This window comes from Neobacillus sp. PS3-40 (assembly GCF_030915485.1).
Lineage (GTDB): Bacteria > Bacillota > Bacilli > Bacillales > Cytobacillaceae > JAUZPL01.
The window spans coordinates 89,009-109,540 of the sequence record NZ_CP133266.1; the positions used below are offsets into that span (position 1 = coordinate 89,009).

Here is a 20,532-nt window from a genome sequence, read left to right on the forward strand (position 1 = left end):
ATGGAAGAGCAAAAAAGGGTGATTTTAACCATTGCTTCCCGCATCTTAAGTTATCCTAGTGATACGTTTCTTCAAGAATTATCGGAGATCAGGGAATTTTTACAGGATGATGTTCTTTCATTTGATGCGAAAGATTCAGTTGAAAAAGCAATTGAACCGTTAGTGGCAATGTCCTTAAAGGAGTTAAGAGAAACCTATGTGGCAGCATTTGATCTAAAAAAAGATCTTGGTTTATACCTAACTTCACATGAACTTGGAGATAGCCCTAAACGCGGGGCAGCATTAATCAAGCTCCAAAAAATAATCAATATCGCTGGATTTGAACGAGTGGAAGGGGAACTGGCCGACTACATGCCAATGTTATTTGAATTTTTAGCTGTTGCCACCTTTCCTGATCAAGAACGACTTGAAAGACGGCTCGCGACGGCGACCCAAAGAATTTTCAATCATCTTTCAGACGAGCACCCTTACTTTGGGATATTCTCCGTTCTAATGTCGTTGGTATTTCCAAAGCCGACAGCAGAAGAAATTCAGAAACTCGAACAAGAACGAGAAGAAGCAGATTTAGAGCCAATGCCTTATCCGATTATGTACCAATAAAGAAAACTCGCCGATTGGCGAGCCCCCAAGGGCGACGAAAGAGGCGTAGTTGCACTTATGCGCAATCATAATTTATGGAAATAAATTATGATTAGCTAAAAAACATCATGTATCAATCGATTAAAGGAGGTTAGATGATGGACGATCTATTTTGGTGGGTCATTTTTCCATATATCACCGGCGTTGTTATGATTGTTGGAGTTTTGTACCGCTATGCATTCAGGCAATTAAGTTGGTCAGCACCCTCAACAGAGTTTTTCGAAAAAAAGTGGCTCCGGATTGGTTCCCCACTTTTCCATTACGGGATTGTCTTTGCGTTTATTGGCCATATTATGGGAATTGTTGTGCCAAAAAGCGTTTATGAATTTTTTGGAATAACGGATGAAATGTATCACACCGGTGCTATTCTTGGTGGTGGGATAGCCGGTTTAATGGTTGTTGTTGGATTGATTATTTTGCTCATTCGCAAAATTACGGTTGATCCTGTCCGGATCCATGCAAAATTTCCTGACTTTTTTACAGTGATTGCATTGATCATTGTAGCAGGCTTGGGTGCATACATGACAATCATATACAATACGACAGTTGTTGAATACGAATATCGGACAACCATTGGTCCTTGGTTTCGAAGCCTATTTATTTTTCAACCAAAATATCAACTGATGGCAGGAATCCCGCTTGTTTTTAAAATTCATGTCATTTGTGCGTTTGGGCTATTTGCTTCAATTCCATTTACACGTCTCATCCATTTTTACAGTTTGCCTGTTAAATACCCATTTCGTGCACCACAACAATATCGTTCACGTTCCAGCTTTAAAAGAAATAAAATTTAAATCTGATGGAGCCTTTATTCTATGTGAGAATAAAGGCTTTTGTTTTTTTGAAGCTGTATTGAACGTAATTTTTTAAAAAAGAGCAATTTATCCCTCAAAATACACAATATCTAAGAAAATATAGGATACATTTATAAAAAATTACCTTTATAAATGAATATTTCAGTAAAAATATTCATTTATCAGCGAAACGTATAGATATATCGGCGAAAAATCCATTATATCAGCGAAACGAATAGATATATCAGCGAAAAATCCATTTTATCGGCGAAACGATGAGTAAGTTAAGTAGAACAAACTTTTAGCAATAAGCTAAACACAAGGCATCTATCTTTAGTTTTGGAAGTGATAGGGTAAAATAATAGAACCTACAAATGATATGCTTGGCGAGAACATTATGCTAAATAATAGGATTAAAACATGCATAGATCATATCAGAAATGCAAAGAGCATTGTTGTGTTAACAGGTGCTGGAATTAGTACCGAATCTGGAATAAAGGATTTCAGGTCAAACACTGGAATTTATCAAAAAATTTCGTTGTTTAATTTCTGAAATGGGACAAATTAATTGGAGCGTTTCTAGCACTTGAACTTATGCTATGTTATACTACACTATCTTGCATTTTATTTTTATGGAAAATAGAAAATTCATGGACGAGGATATAGGAAATAACTTCTGTGGATGCAGAATTGCTATACAATAGTAATGGAGTGGTGGTATGAGTAAGGCAAAGGCTAAAAACGGAACGGGTAAAGGAACAGGTAAAGGAACCGATAAAAAGGGCTGGAACCGATGGAAAGTTAGTGCCAATAAAGCATTGAGCGCTAAGCCCTATGTTAGCAAAGGTGTTAAAAAAGCAGCTGGATCAAAGAACACGAGTAGCAACAAAGGTGACAATTCCGATAATTGAGTTGATTGTCAATATTTGTTTAGTTGATATGGGCTAAAAAATAATCCACTCTAGAGCTTCCAGGCTTAGGTGGATTTTTTCGCTCTTACAACTATCCTCTTACTGGGAATTAATTTGAATATAATTAAGCTATTTCGAAAAAACATCTCAAACACTTCGACTTTGACATCCACTATTTACTCTATACTAGTTCATGGTAACCCTTAAAATATGTGCGGCAGCTCATTTCATATCTCTTACTTTATCAGTTAAATCCCCAAATAAATATCATTTTACCTTGTTGTGATCAGTTATCAGTGTATCTGGTAACAAACAATTGTCTCCTAAGGAGGAATATAAAGGAGTTAACACCTCATTATGTTAAAATAGTGGGAGCTAACTCTTTTATAAGTTTCATCCTATTTTTTCGGTATTTCTCCACAACATATAACAGTAACTGTTTTTAAAGGCTATTTTAACAATTGAACAGGGGGAATGGGCAGTGACCAATAAATATCAATCCAGGGCAGATGTTCCTGACCAAGAAAAGTGGAATATTACGGATATTTATCCGTCCATAGAGGAATGGGAAAAGGATTATCGTTATATTGAAACGATGACGGATAAATTAAAACACTTTGACGGTTCCATTCATGATGGATCATCTCTCTACAGTTATTTATCTGAAAGAGAAGATGTTTCAAGTCGATTCAATCTAGTATTCGTATATGGGATGTTGCAACAAGATTTGGATACAAGGAATTCATTGGCACAATCTCTCCAGGATCGAGCAAAGCAACTTGGGGTCAAAATTAGTGCGGCAACATCCTTTTTTCTTCCCTATTTATTAAGTTTAGAAGAAGCTACTCTAAAGGAATACATAATCCAAGAACCTAAGTTAAACTATTTTGAAAAAGATTTATTCGAATCTTATCGTTATAAAGCACATGTGCTTTCGAAGGAAAAAGAGGAAATTTTATCGCAATTAGGGGAAGCACTCTCTTCGCCAAGTAACACCTTTAATATGATCAATAATGCTGATATTAAATTTGGTATGGTAACCAATGAAGAGGGTATTCAAGTAGAATTAACTCGTGGAATGTATTCTAAGTTGATTGAGGATGAAGACCGAGATAAACGTAGAGAGGCCTTTAAGGCTTATTATCAACCATATCTGCAGCTAAAAAATACAATTGCTTCAACTCTTTCTGCCAATATTAAGACCAATGCGACGACAGCACGATTAAGAAATTATCCCTCTGCATTGGAAAAAGGATTGTTCGGGGACATGGTTCCGAAAGAAGTCTACGAAAACCTCATATCCGCAGCTAAAACAAATATTGCAACACTGCATCGTTACAATGCCTTTAGAAAAGCAAAATTAGGTTTGGATGAACTTCGTCAATATGATTTAAATGCTCCACTTGTTGAGGGAGTGAAAATGGAAATTCCCTATGATGAAGCATATGAAACGATCTTAAAAGCATTAGCTCCACTCGGGGGCGAATATGTAAAAACTCTAAATACATTTAAAGATATGCGTTATATTGATGTGCGCGAAACGCCAGGAAAGCGTTCTGGTGCTTATAATCTAGGAGTTTATGGTGTCCATCCATTTGTCTTATTAAATCAACATGATAATTTAGATAGTATGTTCACGATGGTCCATGAATTTGGGCATGCCATGCATTCGTGGTATTCAAGCAAAAATCAGCCAAGAATCTCTGCAGGTTACAGTATTTTCGTAGCAGAGGTTGCTTCAACTGTAAATGAAGTACTACTTATACATTATTTACTTAAAAAGGAAACAAGCGAGAAAGTCCGTAAGCATTTGCTAAATCATTTTATTGATAAATTTAAAGGAACTTTTTTTACACAGGTCATGTTCGCGGAATTTGAAAAAATAACACACGAAATGGCTGAAGAAGGAAAACCTCTTAACGTTGAAGCATTTAATCAAATATACGAATCATTGTTTAGACAATACAATGGTGATGAAATGGTTTTTGATGAAGAAGTAAAATACGGATGGTCAAGAATCCCTCATTTTTATCGACCTTTCTATGTTTACAAATATGCCACAGGTTTTGCGTCAGCCATTCATATTGCTGAGGAGCTATTGGAGGGGAAACCAGCCACCCTGAATGCCTATATTGAATTTTTAAAGAGTGGAGGTTCAGATTTTCCTCTTGAATTATTAAAGAAAACAGGAGTAGATTTAACCTCTCCTGTGCCAATAGAAAATGCTCTAAAACGTTTCGAACAGCTAGTTACTGAATTTTCAACTCTAACCAATTAATTAGTGGAAAAATTAACTTTTAATATTTAATGAAAAAACGGCCTTCAGATTCTGAAGGCCGTTTTTGTTTTTAAAATTTTTTTTAAAAACTATGCATTCAACGCCAATTGAATCATAAACTCGATCCCAGCGGGGATGGCATCCTCATCTATATCAAATTTCGGGTGATGGTGAGGGTACTGGCTATTCTCACTTTGCATCCCGACGTTAATGAATGCACCTACTTTTTCCTTTAAATAATAGGAAAAGTCTTCAGCTCCAAGGACAGGATCTATTGACATAAAGGCATCAGCACCAAAAGTCGTTTTGATGATTTCTTTTGCAAAGTCACATGCCTCTGGATGATTGTATAATGTCGGTGTACCTTCAATAAATTCATAGTGTCCTATTGCTCCAAAGCTTGCACAAATAGACTCGGTAAGCTGTGCTGTTTTTTTGTGCATTAACTCAGCTGCTTCAAATGTTAAAGCCCTAATCGTCCCTTTTAGTTTCACTTCAGATGGTATGACATTATAAGAATTGCCGGCCTGCATCCCTCCAAAAGAAATGACTCCTGAATGCAAGGGGTTTAAATTTCTGCTAACAACCGATTGAAATGCCTGGATAAGATGTGTTGCAATATAGATTGGATCCACAGTGTCGTTTGGATGGCCCCCATGTCCACCTTTACCTTCGATTGTAATATCAAAATCATTGCAGGATGCCATTGCATATCCAGTCGCAAAGCCAATTTTCCCTAGAGGCATTGTTGACATCAAATGAATTCCGAAAATCTGATCGACATCAGTTAAAACTCCTTCTTCAACAAGTTGTTTTGCGCCGCTTGGGGATGCTTCTTCTGAGCTTTGAAAAATAAAGACAATATTATTTTTCACTAGATGCTGGTTTGTACTGATCCATTTCGCTACTGCTAGTAAGATTGCGGTGTGTCCATCATGACCACATCCATGCATAACACCAGGAACTGTAGACATATATGGCTTGTTTCCTTCTTCATGAAGGGGAAGAGCATCCATATCAGCTCTCAATGCGATCGTCTTCTTTCCTTCGGTGCCTTTAAAATAGGCAATAACATTCGGTGTAGAAAAACGATGATCTATCTCAAGTCCAAATTCAATTAATAGATTTTTCACACATTCAGCAGTTTCAAATTCTTGTCCCGACAGCTCAGGATGCATATGAAAATGTCGACGCTGTTTGATTGTCCAAGCCTTTAACTCTGAATCTACAAATTTAGATTTTAACATATGAATTCTCCGTCTCTAAGGGTTAATTTAATTGAATAAGGGTAAATAGTAGATGAATTTTTATACAACTCATTGTAGTATATATTCAAATATAATACAAGAAAGCTAAACTATTTTGCTATATCAGAAAATTTTAGTGATATATCAATAGCCCATCTAGTGTGATTTTTGGATTACGTACATAGCGAAAATTTTACATGAATGTTCCAAATGTTGTTTTCATTAAATAGTCTCTGGAAATAGACATGTTTTTTTAGAAAAGTCCATTTATTGGCAATTGTCGAATTTCATCGAAATTTAAAATATTATGTTGTTCTTTAAGTCATTAGTACTTATACTAATATTATAAATATTATAATAATTAATAGATTGCGAGGTTATATTATGAAGTTCAGCGGTGTTTTTACAAAGAGATTACAAAGGCAAATACTGATCCCTTTTTTACTTTTAATCATTATCGGTGGTTCAAGTATTGCTTATATTAGTTATACATATAGTGTTACTACAACTACCAAAGAACTTTCATTAACGGTTAAGGAACAATTAAAAAATACCAATGAGGGATTTGAAATATTTTTCAATAACATGAAATCTACGGTAAATCGTTTCGCAAACAAGGATGAAATTAAGACTTATGATCAAAATAAGGACGCTCTTCTAAAGGATTTCGGTGAGATGGCAAAAAGTGATAAAGCTATCATGAATATTTACTTTGGAACTGGAAAAACCGGAGAAATGATTTTGTATCCTCATGCAGACTTACCAAAGGATTATGATCCAAGGGATAGACCATGGTATAAGGATGCTATCGATCATAAAAATATGATCATTTGGACCGATCCTTATATAGATTCAATTTCACATCTGCCAGTTATAAGTGCTGCAAAAGCGGTATATGAAGGGGATGAAGTCGTTGGGGTCATGGCGATAGATATTTCTCTAGAAACATTGACAACCATGATAAATAAAACTCATATTGGTGATACAGGCTATGCCTTTTTAATGGATAAGAATGGGGTCATTTTAGCTCATCCTGATAAAAAAATGATTACAAAGAACTTATCAAAGCAAGCGTTTTATAAAAAGATGAATGCAAAAGAAGGCGTTGTGAACGAAATTTTCGAAGGTAAAGATCGGGAATTCGGATACGCAGTTAACCCTACAACTGGTTGGAAAATTGCTGGTTTAGTAAATAAATCGGAATTTGAAAGTAAGGGCGAAAAGATATTGGTGCCGATTTTAATTACTTTATTATTGGTTATTGCATTCTCCATCCTTGTGTCATTTATCGTAACTAGATTAATTACAAAACCTATTCATGCACTCCAAAAAACAATGAAAAGTGTAGAGGATGGGGATCTGTCTGTTTCCCTTGAAGTTAAACAAAATAATGAAATTGGCTTGTTATCTAATAGCTTTAATGCAATGGTTGGGCAGCTTCGAGAAATTATTGCAAAAGTATCTACTTTATCCCAACAGGTAACAGATGTTTCACAACTAATGGCTAGTAGTGCTGAAGAAAATACCGCAGCTTCAAATGAGATTGCAACAACAATGGAAGAAATTGCGGCAGGGGCTACGAATCAAACAGAACTTGTGCAAACCAATGTAGAAGCATCCAACATGCTTTCGTCTAAAATTAAAGACATTGAAGATATGTCCAGTCAAATTAAAGAGGAATCAGAAAATATGTTCAAAGCGTCTGAAGAAGGGGCTAGTACAATTCATATTCTTCAAGATAAATTTACTCATTCCGATCAGCTTGCGAGAAAAATGGAGATAGCTATTAACAATCTCAATACTCGTTCCCATTCAATAAAAGATATTGTTCAAACAATTTCCGGGATCGCAAGTCAAACGAATTTGTTAGCATTAAATGCAGCAATTGAAGCAGCTCGGGCCGGTGAACATGGAAAAGGATTTGCTGTTGTAGCAGATGAAGTTCGTAAACTATCCGAGCAAACGAATAACTCATTGCAGGAAATATCTAAAATAATTCAACTAATGCAAGAAGAAACGGGTAATACCGTCGTTCTCATTCAACAAACAACTGCGTTTTTCCAGGAGCAAGGAAGTGCTGTTAACGAAACAGAAAGCGTTTTTGCTACTATTAATGAAAACATTAGTGAAAATTACAAAATGTTTGAACAAATGACGATTAGTATGAAAGAAATGGTCAAGCAAAAAGAACTATTGATAGAGAATACACATCACTTAAATGCCATTAGTCAGGAAACAGCAGCCGGTACAGAAGAAGTATCTGCATCAATCGAACAAACAACAGCATCAATGGAACAACTAAATAAATTAGCATTTGAGTTAGAAGGATTTGCAATGGAAATGCAAAAAGAGGTTAGGCAATTTCATTTATAAGCGTGTTTGGTAGATTTTAGAGTTAAATAGACTCATTTACCTGGATTAGATCGACCATTTTAGGTTAATGCTATAAATGAAACGAAGCATACAGACGTGTGCTTCGTTTTTGTTTTACTTTATGCCCCTGCAATAGAAGATGCATTTATTATTTAGGCTCTTTTCTTACACTTTGTTGCTAGTTGAAACTAAATTAGAATGGGATTCCAGTTTACCGATGAAAACCGTAGGAAGTTTTAAGAAAAGAGCACGATACTATTGCTATTTCGGGCTTTTAGACTAGGTACGAAAAACAACAATCTATGCGAAAACAGCCATTATTTAAGAAGGTTATTTTACTATTCATATAGAAATGTAAAATAGTCTATATTTTAGGGTGGGAAAAGTGTCGAATATTGAAAAAGGAAAGCACGGATTTAGGCAATAAACGTATTTTAACGTACAAAAGGTGGTAGGAGACTTGATCATAGATAATATAGTAATAACAGGTAGGATTTATAAAGAAATTCAAACAATCTTTGAAGGAAAAAAGCTCGAAAAGAACTTTCGTTTTCTACATGAAGATGATGTGACAGTGGATGATTTACATTGGGCAGATGCTTTTGCATCTTTTAAACCAAGCCCCGTCTTTGAGTTAACGAATATAAAGTGGGTTCATTCATTTGGTGCAGGGGTTGATAGTTTTTTACATCAAAGAGATTGGAATAATAATGTTCTCTTAACTCGAACAATTTGTTCATTTGGACAAAAAATAGGAGAATATTGTTTGAGTTATATCCTTAAAGATCTTCAATTTCATCATGAGTTTGAAAGCCTTCAAAACCAAAAGGAATGGCGGCAGATCGCTCCCAAGCCCTTACACGAACAGACGGTCATCATTTACGGAACTGGGATGATTGGTCAAGAGGTTGCAAAGTTGTTCGATACTTTAGGGATGACGGTATATGGAGTGTCGTTAAGTGGGAAACAAAAAGAGTTCTTTAAAAAGGTTTACCCAATCGCAAGTGATGTCACGCCTTTAAAGAAAGCTAATTTTGTCATTAATACGTTACCATTAACTGATTTTACAAACAAAATATTTAATGAAAAAATATTCAATGCCCTTGCTGCAGCAATCTTTATTAATGTAGGGAGAGGAGCCACGGTTGATGAAAACTCGCTCCTGAAAGCCTTGGATCAGAGAAACTTAAAACATGCCATTTTAGACGTCTTTTCACATGAACCTCTGCATAAGACGAATCCCTTATGGAATCGGAAGGATGTAACGATTACACCACATATTTCAGCGATAACATCCCCAGAGGAAGCAGTACAATGTTTTATTGATACCCTAACTACTATTGAAAACAATAATCCTTTAAAAAATCTGGTTGATAGTAAAAAAGGGTTTTAATGACAGAATGTATGATTCAAAACTAGTTAAGGTATTATGACAACTGCGCCCAATCTAGGTGTTTTTCTTAAATTCATCTGCACTACTTACTTTTAGATGTTTACAAATGAAGGCCGATTCATTAAACGATTAGTACTATAATTTAAAAATACAAATATATTGTACCGATAGTTTGGGACTCTAAATAATTGGAAGGTGGTTCTTTTCATGGAAATGATACCTAAAGAAAAAGGTGTGTTACTTATGTCCGCAAAGAATATACCTGTCATGTGTGTAGATTCAAATGCAATAATCGTATTTGAAACCTATGATTGTTTTAGTAATCAAATTCTAACTGAGGATCAACCATTTAGTTCAGTGGGTTGGAATAAGATTAATCCTGCAACGGGACCTTTATTTGTGAATGGTGCAGAACCAGGTGATATTTTAAAAGTAGAAATATTAGATATTAAGATTGCTAGCCAAGGGGTTATGACAACTGCACCCAACCTTGGTGTTTTAGGTCAGATAGTCACTGGTGAAACAACAAAAGTGATTTTCATTCAAGGTGAAAAGGCTATTTTTAATGATAAAATTCAGATTCCGATCAAGCCAATGATTGGTGTAATTGGAACAGCTCCAGCAACTGAAGAAATACCAACAGGTACACCTGGAGCACATGGTGGAAATATGGATTGTAAGAAGATTATTAAAGGTTCGACATTGTATTTACCCGTCAATGTACCTGGGGCCTTGTTATCTATGGGAGATTTACATGCAGTCATGGGAGATGGAGAAATTGTTGTTTGTGGCCTTGAAATACCTGGGGAGGTAGAGGTAAAAGTAAGTGTTGTAAAAGGCGAATCATTACCACTTCCAATGTTAGTAGATAAAGAAAAGGTGATTACGATTGCTTCTGCGGAAACGTTGGATGAAGCGGCAAAAATGGCAACTATCCATATGCACCAGTTTTTAGTTGAACATCTTGATATTGGTATTGATGAGGCAGGAATGTTGCTTTCTCTAGTCGGTGATCTAAGAATTTGTCAGGTTGTTGACCCTTTAATGACTGCTCGAATGGAATTTCCACAGTGGATTTTAGATCAATATGAATACACACTAAAATAGTGGAGCTGTTCCTATGTTAAATCGAGTATTAGGAAAGTGGTTACTTTTATTTTAAGGTTATGCAACTGTTGTTGCCTCTGGGTTAATGATTTTGTCTAGGTATTACACCATTAGTGATAAAATTGCCTTATGACATCCGATAGGTATTTTAAATAGGTTTTTAACAAGGGGGAAAAAATTATGTATACAGAAGGGTATATCGAAGTCACTGGTGGCAGGGTTTGGTATGAAAAATTTGATAATGGCGCAAATCGAACACCTGTTATTATTCTACATGGAGGACCAGGTTCTTCACACCATTCTATGCAAGGGTTGAAGGCTCTAAGTAAAGACAGACCCGTTATTTTTTATGACCAATTAGGCTGTGGAAAATCGGACAGACCGACGGATCCATCATTATGGCATATCGATCGTTTCGTTGAGGAGTTAGCTCAAGTTCGCGATGCTCTTTCACTTGATAAAGTACATATTTTAGGTCATTCATGGGGGACAACACTTGCCGCAGCCTATTGCTTATCAAAGCCAGTCGGAATCGAGAGTGTTATTTTTTCAAGTCCTTGTCTTAGTGCTCCTCTTTGGGCGCAAGATCAGGATCGTAATCGCAAAAAACTTCCAATAGAGATTCAAAAAACGTTAACTAAATGTGAAAAAGAAGGAACGACTGATTCTAAGGATTATAAAGAGGCAACACAGGAATTTAATAATAATTTTGTTTGTCGAATCAACCCTTTGCCAGAATTCTTAACAAAAAACTCTCATTTAAAAAATCCCGAGATTTACAATATTATGTGGGGGCCGTCTGAATTCCATGTTACTGGAAATCTCAAAGATTTTGATTGCACTTCACAATTGAAGGAAATCACTATTCCCACTCTATTTACATGTGGTCGTTTTGATGAAGCAACACCTGAATCAACAAAATATTTTAGCAGCCTTACACCAAATTCAGAATTCCATGTATTCGAAAATAGTGCTCATATGCCATACCTTGAAGAAAATGTTGAGTATCTGCAAGTAATAGGGGACTTCTTATTGAACCTCTCATGACTGAAGTCACGAGATTCCTAAGTACAAAAACCTTTTGGTTTCTAATTGATTAGGCGAACCCCGCAGTTCCTGCGGTTAAAATTCTTATCGCTTCGTTTTTAAGATTTTGTGCAGCATTTATGTCCCTTTGGTGATGTGCGCCACAGGGACAGTCCCATTCGCGCACATCAAGATTTTTGACGTCCTTATTTTTATATCCACATTTTGAACATAATTGACTGCTTGCAAAGTTTTGTGCCACAACTACGAGTTGTTTGCCGTACCATTTGGCTTTATACTCAAGCATGGTTCTGAATTGTGACCACGAAACGTCGCTGATTGATTTTGCTAAATGGTGATTTTTAAGCATATTACATACAGACAAATTTTCTATCCCGATCACGTCGTGGTTTTTGACTATTCCGGTTGAAACTTTGTCCAAGTAATCTTTTCTGGCATTCACAATACTTTCATGAATCCGAGCTATTTTTCTCTTTTGCTTTTGATAATTTTTCGACTCTGAAAGAGGGCGATTTTGTTTTTTAGCCATTTCCCGCCTTCTTGACAATATACACTGGGCCTTTGCCAACTTTTCTTCTATTGTTCGATAGAATTTAGGATTAGGATAGGGAGTTTCATCTGACAGAATCGCAAATTCTTTCAGTCCTAAATCCACCCCAATTGTGGAATTGGTTTTCGGCCATTTTTGTACATCTTTTTCTACGACGATAGAGATAAAGTATTTACCAGAAGGGTTACGTCGAATAGTAGCATTAAGAATCCGGCCCTCAACTTCCCGGCTTTTGGCAAAGCGAACCATCCCTAGTTTTGGTAATTTGATGTGTTTGTCCAAAACGGCAATATTCCCATTCGTATGTTTAGTGGTGTAGGATTGTACTTTATTTTTTTTTGACTTAAATTTGGGTGTATGGTTTTGCTTCGTGTAGTAGCGTTTATAGGAGTCATTTAAATTTTCTACGGATTTTTGGAGAGAAATACTATCCACTTCTTTTAAAAAGGGGTAATACTTCTTTAATTCACAGATGGCTTTGATGGAATCGTATTTATTAAAGAAATCACCTTTCCAGTTATTATCTGGCAGCTGGCCATTTTGTTTCATTTCTTCAACTATGTACCAATAGGCATCTTTCTCTTTTTGTTTGCCTAGGAAAAAGTTAAACACAAAACGAGTACACCCAATGGTTTTGTTAATCAAAATAATTTGAGATTTGTTAGGGTAAAGTCGAAATTTATAGGATTTATTGATCAGCATTAGTATCACCTCCCAAAACAAATCATAGCACATATGTTCGTAGATAGCAACGAAAAAATAGTCGATTCATCTCCCGACTGAAGTCACGAGTGTTCTCGACCAATCATAAAAAAAGATAAACCAAATAAATAATCCACCCTTGAGCTTTCGGCACTGGTGGATCACCTTCCCCCTTAACCGGGGAACCGTCTATTGCACGATCGGACATGTTACAAGCATGTCTGATCTTTTATTTCATACTGTTAATTACAATTATTGGACTGTCGCAGAACACATAGGAAATTGAGTAAGTGGCTATTGTTTTTTAATGAGGAAAGGTAAGTGGCCCAATAACTACAGAATTGATACTACATAATTTTTCTTAACTCCAAATTAAAGTATTGACAATATACCCTTAGGGGTATAACATAATCCTTGTTAGCGTAGTTCCTTAAACGTAATTAAGGAGACTGTAGCTGAAATACTGGACTTGTAAGTATTATTAATTTAAATAAAAAATGAAAATACGCTTAGGAGGAATATACGATGAAAAATACAACAGCAAGAGAAGTAGATGCTTTATTAAATGAAGGAAAGTCATTAAATATTATTGATGTACGAGAAGCCGATGAAGTTGCTGGTGGGAAAATTCCAGGTGCAGTAAATATTCCTTTAGGATTAATTGAAACACGAATGAATGAACTTGATAAAACAAAAGAGTATATCATTGTTTGTCATTCAGGTGGTCGTAGTGCTCGTGCCACACAATTCCTTGAAAGTAAAGGATTTAACGTAATAAACATGCTTGGTGGCATGCTTGCTTGGGAAGGCAATGTTGAATAAATTTTTTTGAGTTTTCTAATACCCTAATAGGTATAATGTAGAGTAAGAAGACTTTTATGCATGTTTTTCAAACGTTATCAGCTAAAGTTTATTTTAAAGATTATTTGCTAGCTAAATATTCTCTAGGGGGAAACTATATGACACAAAAGGTTATCATAGTAGGTGGAGTTGCTGGAGGCGCTACAGCTGCGGCAAAGTTAAGAAGAATTAGCGAAGATGTGGAAATTATTCTTATAGAGCGTGGCGAATACATTTCTTTTGCCAATTGTGGGCTACCCTATTACATTGGGGAAACGATCAAAGATAGAAGCAAGCTTTTAGTTCAAACTATAAAGGGAATGTCAGAACGTTTCAGAATGGATATTCGCAACTTAAGTGAAGTAATAGCTATTGATCCTGAAAACAAAACTGTAACTATTAAAAATTTACAAACCGAAGAAAAGTATGAAGAAACGTACGACAAGTTATTATTATCTCCTGGTGCCAGACCAATCGTGCCGCCAATTCCAGGATTGAACGAGAACGAAACACTATTTACGTTAAGAAATATTCCTGATACAGACAAAATTAAAAATTATGTTGATCAGCAAAATCCTAAAAAAGCTGTCGTTGTTGGTGGCGGATTTATTGGGATTGAAATGGCTGAAAACCTAATCGACAGAGGAATTGAAGTTACTATCATTGAAATGTCGAATCAAATTATGGCCCCAATTGACATTGAAATGGCTAGTATATTACACAGCCATTTAATAGAAAAGGGAGTTCATCTAATTTTAGAAAATGGTGTTCAATCATTTGCTGATAATGGAAAGAAAGTAATTTTATCAGATGGAAAAGAAATTGAAACAGATATGACGATTCTGTCTATTGGTGTAAGACCTGAAAACGAATTGGCAAAAAATGCAGGATTAGAGTTAGGTGAGCGCGGTGGAATTGTTGTTAATGAATATCTTCAAACGTCTAACGAAGATATTTATGCCGTTGGAGATGCGGTCGAGGTAGTTGATTACATTAATGGTAAAAAAGCGATGATTCCACTTGCTGGACCCGCTAACCGCCAAGGACGCATTTCTGCTAATAACATGATGGGAAAAGAAGAAAAGTACCAAGGAACTCTTGGGACTTCCATTGCAAAAGTAATCGACCTTACTGTCGCTGCAACTGGAAACAATGAGAAAACGTTAAAACGGTTAGGAGTGCCATATGAAGTTATTCATATTCACCCAAGTTCTCATGCAGGATATTATCCTGGTGCTGCCTCCATCTCATTAAAGTTAATTTTTGATAAAGAGTCTGGAAAGATCTTTGGTGCACAAGCAGTTGGGGCCGATGGTGTTGATAAGAGGATTGATGTTATTGCAACAGCGATTAAGGGTGGATTAACAGTGGAAGATCTGACTCATTTAGAATTGTCGTACGCGCCACCATATTCCTCTGCAAAAGATCCTGTAAACATGGCCGGTTATGTTGCATCAAACATTATGGAAGGTGAGATGGAGCAGGTTCAGTGGCATGAAGTGGATGAAATTGTTGCAGGCGGAGGATTATTAATCGATGTTCGTGAACCGATGGAACGTGAATTTGGATTCATTGAAGGTTCACAAAATATTTCCTTAAACGACTTACGAAATAAATTAGAAGAACTTCCAAGAGATCAGACGATTTATGTCAGCTGTCAAGTTGGTTTACGAGGGTATTTAGCAAGCAGAATTTTAAAAAATAATGGCTTTGATGTGAAGAATGTTGATGGCGGTTGGAAAACATATTCCTCTGTTTTCGGAAGTAACATACGTAAAGATGTCGAAACAGCAGCAAATGAATTAGGTGAATCAGTTATTGAAGACAAAGATGATATAAAAGTTGATTCTTTTGTAGACGTAACTGGACTTACTTGCCCAATGCCGATTGAACAACTGAAAACAAATATTGATTTACTTAAAAGTGAGCAAGTATTAGAACTACATGCGACAGACAATGGTGTATTAACTGACCTGCCAGCATGGTCGAAGAATACTGGTCATACTATCTTAAAAACAAAACAGGATGGTTCACTCATAAAGTTTTGGATTAAAAAGAATTAAGAAAAGATGCAGATACTATTGGAAACAGGAATGGTAATATAAAATACTCTTCCTGTTTTATTTGAAAAAATAGTCCCAAATTCTATAAATAGCTGGAGGTATTATAATGGTTAAAATAACACACGCAGCAATTACCGAAATTACAAAAGAAGTCCAAGACATCATCAGCGAAGGAAAAACGCCATTAATCCGTTTATCAATGAGTATTGGTTGAGGGGGTCCACAGCTTCGTCTGGCTCTGGAAGAGTCAGCTTTAGAAACCGATAAAATGACGGAACAAGATGGAATTCAATTTTTAGTTAATGAAAGAGATCAAGTTTATTTTGAACGCACCAAAATTGATTATATAAAGAGTTTATTTGGTGGGGGTCAATTTAAGGTGCTTCAAGTTTAAGATTTTAAAAAAAGAAATCGAGTGAAGGTTGTAATGGGTTCTGGCGAGGTGCAAATAAAGTCAAACTTTTGAATTCGCATAGTTTTTCCTAAAAAATGACTCGGAGTGTTATCTCCAAGCCATTTTTTTCTTTATATAGACATGTTTGTTCATTTACTCGTTACTTAACCTAATGAATACATTCAATTATCGTTATTTATTTACAGAATTTGAAATAATCTCGTTATAAAGGCATCATGCGTTTGTTAGCATAATTGCTGCCATATTCTTGTGCTATTAACTTTTGAGTGATTAGTAATGATTGTGTAGGCTGCATTTGTGATTGCTTGTGCCAACGTTTCGCCAGTTTCCCGTACATCATTAAAGGCAACCTCTGACACTCCATTTGTTGTATATTTATATCCAAACTTCTCTAATTTTTCAACAATTAGCATCGCATGATCAAGGTTTTTCTCGGGTTGAAATTCAGAATCATGAATGAAAATACCTTTTTCATAATCAAACCATCTGTCCCATCTATTTAACTTCCAACCTAGTATTTTACGAGCTATTGAGTCTGTTTTGATCATATCCCATTACCCCTTTTCTCAATTTTTTTACCCTTTTCATTTTTTTCACCGTTATTCTTCCTACCCAAACTCTAGTACAGTTGAAGGCAGTCACCTTGCATGTTAAATTCAAATGCCCTCATAATTGCTTTTTGTATTATATAACAGATTATTTTAATTATTAATAGTATATAACAGATTTTAAAAATCGACTACCCTTTTTTTGTCATTTTTTAAATTTTTTGAATATGGAATGTAAATTGAGATTTCTCTTGATTTTGTTAAAATATGGTGAGGTTTAGTCGAAAAGATAAATTCAAATAGAAGCGTCCATTTGGTAAAATATAACTTATAAGGAAATCAGGGGGGCGAGGTCATATCCAATTTGGCTTAATAATAATGAATTTTTCATTTATTATTTCAGTCCTATACGTTGTGAGTATGGTAATTTTATATAATTGGAGTAAGGAACTTGAAAATCGAAGATATACTTTGTTTTTATATTTTTGGCTATGTACATGGTTTGAACCGCTATATACGGAATATACAAAAGACGGGAAATTCGAATTATGGCTACCGTCTGGTTTCTTACTTACCATGTTGTATCTATATTTTAAAAATAATCACCAACCTGTAAAATGGAAAGCTTCTTTTTTAGAATTATTAATTGGTCTAATAAAGGCAATGGAACATTATATAAATTTAATCTTTATTAGGTTGTGATGCTTCAAGAACGAAGGGGCGTTTTTTTAGTTAATCAGAATATATATCCATACATTCTGCTAGCGTATAAGGGCAACTACGACTAATCACCGCCCTTAGGTGCTCGCCAATCGGCGAGTTTTCTTTAAAGTAACGAATATGGGTTGGTTATCTTTGTGAATGAATGTTAAAAGGAAAACGTCTTTATAAAGAAGAGGGGAGTTTTTATGTTTCAATTTTTTCCAATTGCTGGGAGCGTTTGTATCGTTATATCGGGAATATTTATTGGTGCATGGACAGACAGGGATCGGCAAAGAGCCAATTTTAATACAGAATCAACTGAAGAAAGAAGATTTAGAACCAAAATAGCAGGAATTTCGGGTCTTCTTTGAATAATTGCTTTTGGCATTTCAGGAATTCTATACTTTTTTTAATATTGTGCCTTCATCACCTGTATGAAGGCCTTTTTTCTCTACCAATTACTGATTTTGGGCCTTCATCACCCGTATGAAGGACTTTTTTCTCTACTAATTACTGATTTTGGGCCTTCATCACCCGTATGAAAGACTTTTTCCCCCACCATTTACTGATTTTGGGATTTCATCACTTCCTCTAGTGCCGTGAACTCTACTTTTTTTCATTCACGGTTACTATGAAGCTCCAATAGTAATCTTTCAAAAATACCATTAAAAGATATGAAGAACTTTTAAGAAAAAATACTGAACGATCGTTAAAAACGACAGAAACGAAAAGTTGTAAATACTGAACTTTATTAAGTAAGTTTTGCTCTCACTTGGGTATTTTTGAATAAACAATTTATATGAAATCACACTGGCAAGAGAAGCAATAATCGTACCAAGCCCCCCTAAATTCACACCAATCAATAATGGATGCCAATCTGTTGTAAACTTAGCTAGAAGGATGGAAGCAGGGACATTACTAATAAATTGGCTTAAAAGGATCGAATTGAAATAGACGGCAGTGGAGTCTTTCAGGTGTTCACTTGCAAATGATTGTACCAAAGCTATGTTTGAAAGATTTCCTATAAAAATAAAAAAACATATAAATGTTAGTAACAGCAAATAATCAACCTTTAGCAATAGTTTTCTATCAAGGAAACATACCGTCACCATTGTAATAAGGAATGCAACCTGGTAACTTATTACCCCTAGAATTGAAGCAATAATGATACAAAATACAATTCCCCAAACAAATGACTTTTTTTGATCAACTATTACAATAACAGGAAGATTTACTTTTAGTGTTTTACTTCTCAATTTACTAATAAGAAAATACAATACGCACATTCCAACAACTGCTACAAACAAGACAGTCGAAAGGAATTGCAGCGGCTTTATTCCATAGTATGAAAAGATGAACAAGTTTTGCGGATTTCCCATTGGGGTTAAGCTGCTTCCGATATTTGCTGCAATCGTTTGAAGAATGATCGTCTCTATCATATTTAGATGTGTTTTTTTGCTGATTATAAGTGTTAATGGTACAAACGTAATTAAGGCTACATCATTTGTTACGAACATCGAGGTGAAAAAGCATAAAAAAATTAGAATAGCTGAAATCCTTTTGCTATTAGTGCATTTATTTAAGATCGCAACCGCAAATTTGTCTAATAGTTTAAGCTCCTCAAATGCCTTAACGGCAAGCATTAGATTAAACAAACTTACTAATACCTTAAAATCAATATAGTGCAGTTTTGGTGCATGGATAAAGCAGCTTAAGGTAGCTAAAATAAGTGAAATCGTAAATACCAGATCTTTTTTTAAGAAGCCAAAATTCAAATCTATCTTTTTTTCTTTTCTCGTCAATACAAGCTCTTTCATAAAACACCACCGCTAATCTCTAATACTACATTTTTACAAAAAAAACTTTAAAAAGTGGACCAAGATTACCATAAATTTAAAACATCACAATGTCAATAGTTCCAACGTTCAGGTATTTCGCAACACATATTGAGTAAGTATAAAAATCTTTCAGCAAATGTATATAATGATTAGTACACAGTACATATGTTCTATTTTAATCATAACAGTGGTATAATAAAAGAGTAATAGAATAGGTTTTCTCAAGGGTGGTCGGCACACTCCCATAGAAAGGGGGTGATGCTGAATGACAGTATTTGAAACATTAATGATTACGATTGCATTTGGAAGTTTGGTCGTAGCCAATAATCATTTAACAAAAAAAAATAATCCACCCTTGAGTTAGAGGCTCAGATGGATTTTCTCACTCGTAAGCCGACCCCCATAAAGGGAACCGTCTATTGTATGATCGGACATGTTAGTGCATGTCTGGTCTTTTTTATTTTATGCTGTAAGTGAATACTATTATACCTATTACGGAGCAAAAAAGAAATTGAATTAGTAGTCATTCTGTCATTTATTATACAACATTCATCTCTTGGAAAGCCGTTAGGCAATAGATTCTTTTATAAGATTTCTCCCTGTTACCCGCGAAAAATCACTGTTTACCTGCAGAAAAATTTGATTTACCTTCATAGGATCATTTGAATTATTCAGCTAAAATGCCAGTCCAGGGACTGAAGGATAATAAGAAATACTTCATCCGATTTTTGGTGGATTTGCCATTTTTATAACCTTCTTTTTCTCTAGTACCTGCGGAATATCTTTCATTACACTATATACTAACTCAGCTATTTTTTGTTCTTTGTATGGTAGATTTCTAGTCCAAAACTCGGTGGCTCAACTCATTTTTCGGGGCCATTCTTTCATTAATTTTACATCAACAATGGTTTTTCTAAATAGAATTTAGTGCTATATATGTAAATTTTCCCTATAATATAACATAAGTCTAGAATGCCTAAGATGTGACCCGACAGGAAACTCAGGCATCACCACTTTTTTTGAATTTCGTATGAAAAATAAAGTTTCATTTGCGGGCGAGTTTTCTTTAATGGAAATTTCTTTAT

General features: G+C 35.2%; 16 protein-coding genes and 1 pseudogene. 13 read left to right on the forward strand and 4 right to left on the reverse strand.

What is annotated here, in order from left to right:
* The 5 genes and pseudogenes from narJ (at position 1) to pepF (ending at position 4,622) form a co-directional block, all read left to right on the forward strand.
* Entirely contained in the window at positions 1-600 is a 600-nt protein-coding gene (narJ, locus tag RCG20_RS00410; RefSeq protein ID WP_308182273.1) for a nitrate reductase molybdenum cofactor assembly chaperone, read from the forward strand.
* Positions 601-737: 137 nt separating this feature from the next.
* Positions 738-1,433 (forward strand): respiratory nitrate reductase subunit gamma, encoded by a 696-nt coding sequence (gene narI / locus RCG20_RS00415; RefSeq protein WP_308182274.1) that lies wholly within the window; start codon positions 738-740, stop codon positions 1,431-1,433.
* Between the two features lie 397 nt (positions 1,434-1,830).
* A pseudogene (locus RCG20_RS00420) lies at positions 1,831-1,959 on the forward strand (Sir2 family NAD-dependent protein deacetylase); the annotation flags it as partial.
* A 193-nt stretch (positions 1,960-2,152) separates the two neighbouring features.
* Positions 2,153-2,344 (forward strand): DUF3934 family protein, encoded by a 192-nt coding sequence (locus RCG20_RS00425; protein ID WP_308182275.1) that lies wholly within the window; start codon positions 2,153-2,155, stop codon positions 2,342-2,344.
* Between the two features lie 481 nt (positions 2,345-2,825).
* A complete protein-coding gene (gene pepF / locus RCG20_RS00430; protein ID WP_308182276.1) occupies positions 2,826-4,622 on the forward strand; it encodes an oligoendopeptidase F in 1,797 nt (598 codons plus the stop codon).
* Positions 4,623-4,711: 89 nt separating this feature from the next.
* Here the strand turns inward: pepF and RCG20_RS00435 are convergent, their stop codons facing one another.
* Positions 4,712-5,869, reverse strand: a complete 1,158-nt coding sequence (locus tag RCG20_RS00435) for a M20 metallopeptidase family protein (protein WP_308182277.1) — start codon at positions 5,867-5,869, stop codon at positions 4,712-4,714.
* 384 nt (positions 5,870-6,253) lie between these two features.
* On the opposite strand from RCG20_RS00435, the gene RCG20_RS00440 reads away from it, so the two are divergent.
* From RCG20_RS00440 to RCG20_RS00455, 4 genes are all read left to right on the forward strand, one after another.
* Positions 6,254-8,242: a methyl-accepting chemotaxis protein gene (locus RCG20_RS00440; RefSeq protein ID WP_308182278.1), complete on the forward strand. Its 1,989-nt coding sequence runs from the start codon at positions 6,254-6,256 to the stop codon at positions 8,240-8,242.
* Between the two features lie 460 nt (positions 8,243-8,702).
* Positions 8,703-9,635: a D-2-hydroxyacid dehydrogenase gene (locus tag RCG20_RS00445; RefSeq protein ID WP_308182279.1), complete on the forward strand. Its 933-nt coding sequence runs from the start codon at positions 8,703-8,705 to the stop codon at positions 9,633-9,635.
* A gap of 207 nt (positions 9,636-9,842) precedes the next feature.
* A complete protein-coding gene (locus RCG20_RS00450) occupies positions 9,843-10,742 on the forward strand; it encodes an acetamidase/formamidase family protein (RefSeq protein ID WP_308182280.1) in 900 nt (299 codons plus the stop codon).
* A gap of 180 nt (positions 10,743-10,922) precedes the next feature.
* A complete protein-coding gene (locus tag RCG20_RS00455; RefSeq protein ID WP_374120497.1) occupies positions 10,923-11,789 on the forward strand; it encodes a proline iminopeptidase-family hydrolase in 867 nt (288 codons plus the stop codon).
* Positions 11,790-11,838: 49 nt separating this feature from the next.
* On the opposite strand, the gene tnpB is transcribed toward RCG20_RS00455, so the two are convergent.
* The gene (gene tnpB, locus RCG20_RS00460) at positions 11,839-13,041 is read right to left on the reverse strand and encodes an IS200/IS605 family element RNA-guided endonuclease TnpB (RefSeq protein WP_308182281.1); all 1,203 of its coding nucleotides are present in this window, start codon (positions 13,039-13,041) and stop codon (positions 11,839-11,841) included.
* A gap of 525 nt (positions 13,042-13,566) precedes the next feature.
* Between tnpB and RCG20_RS00465 the strand changes: the two genes are divergently transcribed.
* Positions 13,567-13,863 carry a rhodanese-like domain-containing protein gene (locus tag RCG20_RS00465; RefSeq protein ID WP_308182282.1) on the forward strand — a complete coding sequence of 99 codons (297 nt, stop codon included), beginning with the start codon at positions 13,567-13,569 and terminating at the stop codon, positions 13,861-13,863.
* 137 nt (positions 13,864-14,000) lie between these two features.
* Complete coding sequence (locus RCG20_RS00470) at positions 14,001-15,944, forward strand: CoA-disulfide reductase (protein ID WP_308182284.1); 1,944 nt, start codon at positions 14,001-14,003, stop codon at positions 15,942-15,944.
* A gap of 639 nt (positions 15,945-16,583) precedes the next feature.
* On the opposite strand, the gene RCG20_RS00475 is transcribed toward RCG20_RS00470, so the two are convergent.
* Positions 16,584-16,907 (reverse strand): BC1872 family protein, encoded by a 324-nt coding sequence (locus RCG20_RS00475; protein ID WP_308182285.1) that lies wholly within the window; start codon positions 16,905-16,907, stop codon positions 16,584-16,586.
* A gap of 908 nt (positions 16,908-17,815) precedes the next feature.
* Between RCG20_RS00475 and RCG20_RS00480 the strand changes: the two genes are divergently transcribed.
* Positions 17,816-17,980, forward strand: coding sequence for a DUF5316 family protein (locus RCG20_RS00480; RefSeq protein ID WP_308182286.1), 165 nt, complete (start codon positions 17,816-17,818; stop codon positions 17,978-17,980).
* 294 nt (positions 17,981-18,274) lie between these two features.
* Here the strand turns inward: RCG20_RS00480 and RCG20_RS00485 are convergent, their stop codons facing one another.
* Positions 18,275-19,426 (reverse strand): SLC13 family permease, encoded by a 1,152-nt coding sequence (locus RCG20_RS00485; RefSeq protein ID WP_308182287.1) that lies wholly within the window; start codon positions 19,424-19,426, stop codon positions 18,275-18,277.
* Positions 19,427-19,712: 286 nt separating this feature from the next.
* Between RCG20_RS00485 and RCG20_RS00490 the strand changes: the two genes are divergently transcribed.
* Positions 19,713-19,811, forward strand: a complete 99-nt coding sequence (locus tag RCG20_RS00490; RefSeq protein WP_308182288.1) for a putative holin-like toxin — start codon at positions 19,713-19,715, stop codon at positions 19,809-19,811.
* The last annotated feature ends 721 nt before the right edge of the window (positions 19,812-20,532 follow it).

Excerpts from the sequence above, each read along its gene's own strand:
- RCG20_RS00465 (WP_308182282.1), top strand. The coding sequence starts at position 13,567 with ATGAAAAATACAACAGCAAGAGAAGTAGATGCTTTATTAAATGAAGGA.
- RCG20_RS00480 (WP_308182286.1), top strand. The coding sequence starts at position 17,816 with ATGTTTCAATTTTTTCCAATTGCTGGGAGCGTTTGTATCGTTATATCG.
- RCG20_RS00475 (WP_308182285.1), bottom strand. The coding sequence starts at position 16,907 with ATGATCAAAACAGACTCAATAGCTCGTAAAATACTAGGTTGGAAGTTA.
- RCG20_RS00450 (WP_308182280.1), top strand. The coding sequence starts at position 9,843 with ATGGAAATGATACCTAAAGAAAAAGGTGTGTTACTTATGTCCGCAAAG.
- narI (WP_308182274.1), top strand. The coding sequence starts at position 738 with ATGGACGATCTATTTTGGTGGGTCATTTTTCCATATATCACCGGCGTT.
- RCG20_RS00485 (WP_308182287.1), bottom strand. The coding sequence starts at position 19,426 with ATGAAAGAGCTTGTATTGACGAGAAAAGAAAAAAAGATAGATTTGAAT.
- RCG20_RS00470 (WP_308182284.1), top strand. The coding sequence starts at position 14,001 with ATGACACAAAAGGTTATCATAGTAGGTGGAGTTGCTGGAGGCGCTACA.
- RCG20_RS00440 (WP_308182278.1), top strand. The coding sequence starts at position 6,254 with ATGAAGTTCAGCGGTGTTTTTACAAAGAGATTACAAAGGCAAATACTG.
- tnpB (WP_308182281.1), bottom strand. The coding sequence starts at position 13,041 with ATGCTGATCAATAAATCCTATAAATTTCGACTTTACCCTAACAAATCT.
- RCG20_RS00455 (WP_374120497.1), top strand. The coding sequence starts at position 10,923 with ATGTATACAGAAGGGTATATCGAAGTCACTGGTGGCAGGGTTTGGTAT.
- RCG20_RS00425 (WP_308182275.1), top strand. The coding sequence starts at position 2,153 with ATGAGTAAGGCAAAGGCTAAAAACGGAACGGGTAAAGGAACAGGTAAA.
- RCG20_RS00435 (WP_308182277.1), bottom strand. The coding sequence starts at position 5,869 with ATGTTAAAATCTAAATTTGTAGATTCAGAGTTAAAGGCTTGGACAATC.
- RCG20_RS00490 (WP_308182288.1), top strand. The coding sequence starts at position 19,713 with ATGACAGTATTTGAAACATTAATGATTACGATTGCATTTGGAAGTTTG.
- narJ (WP_308182273.1), top strand. The coding sequence starts at position 1 with ATGGAAGAGCAAAAAAGGGTGATTTTAACCATTGCTTCCCGCATCTTA.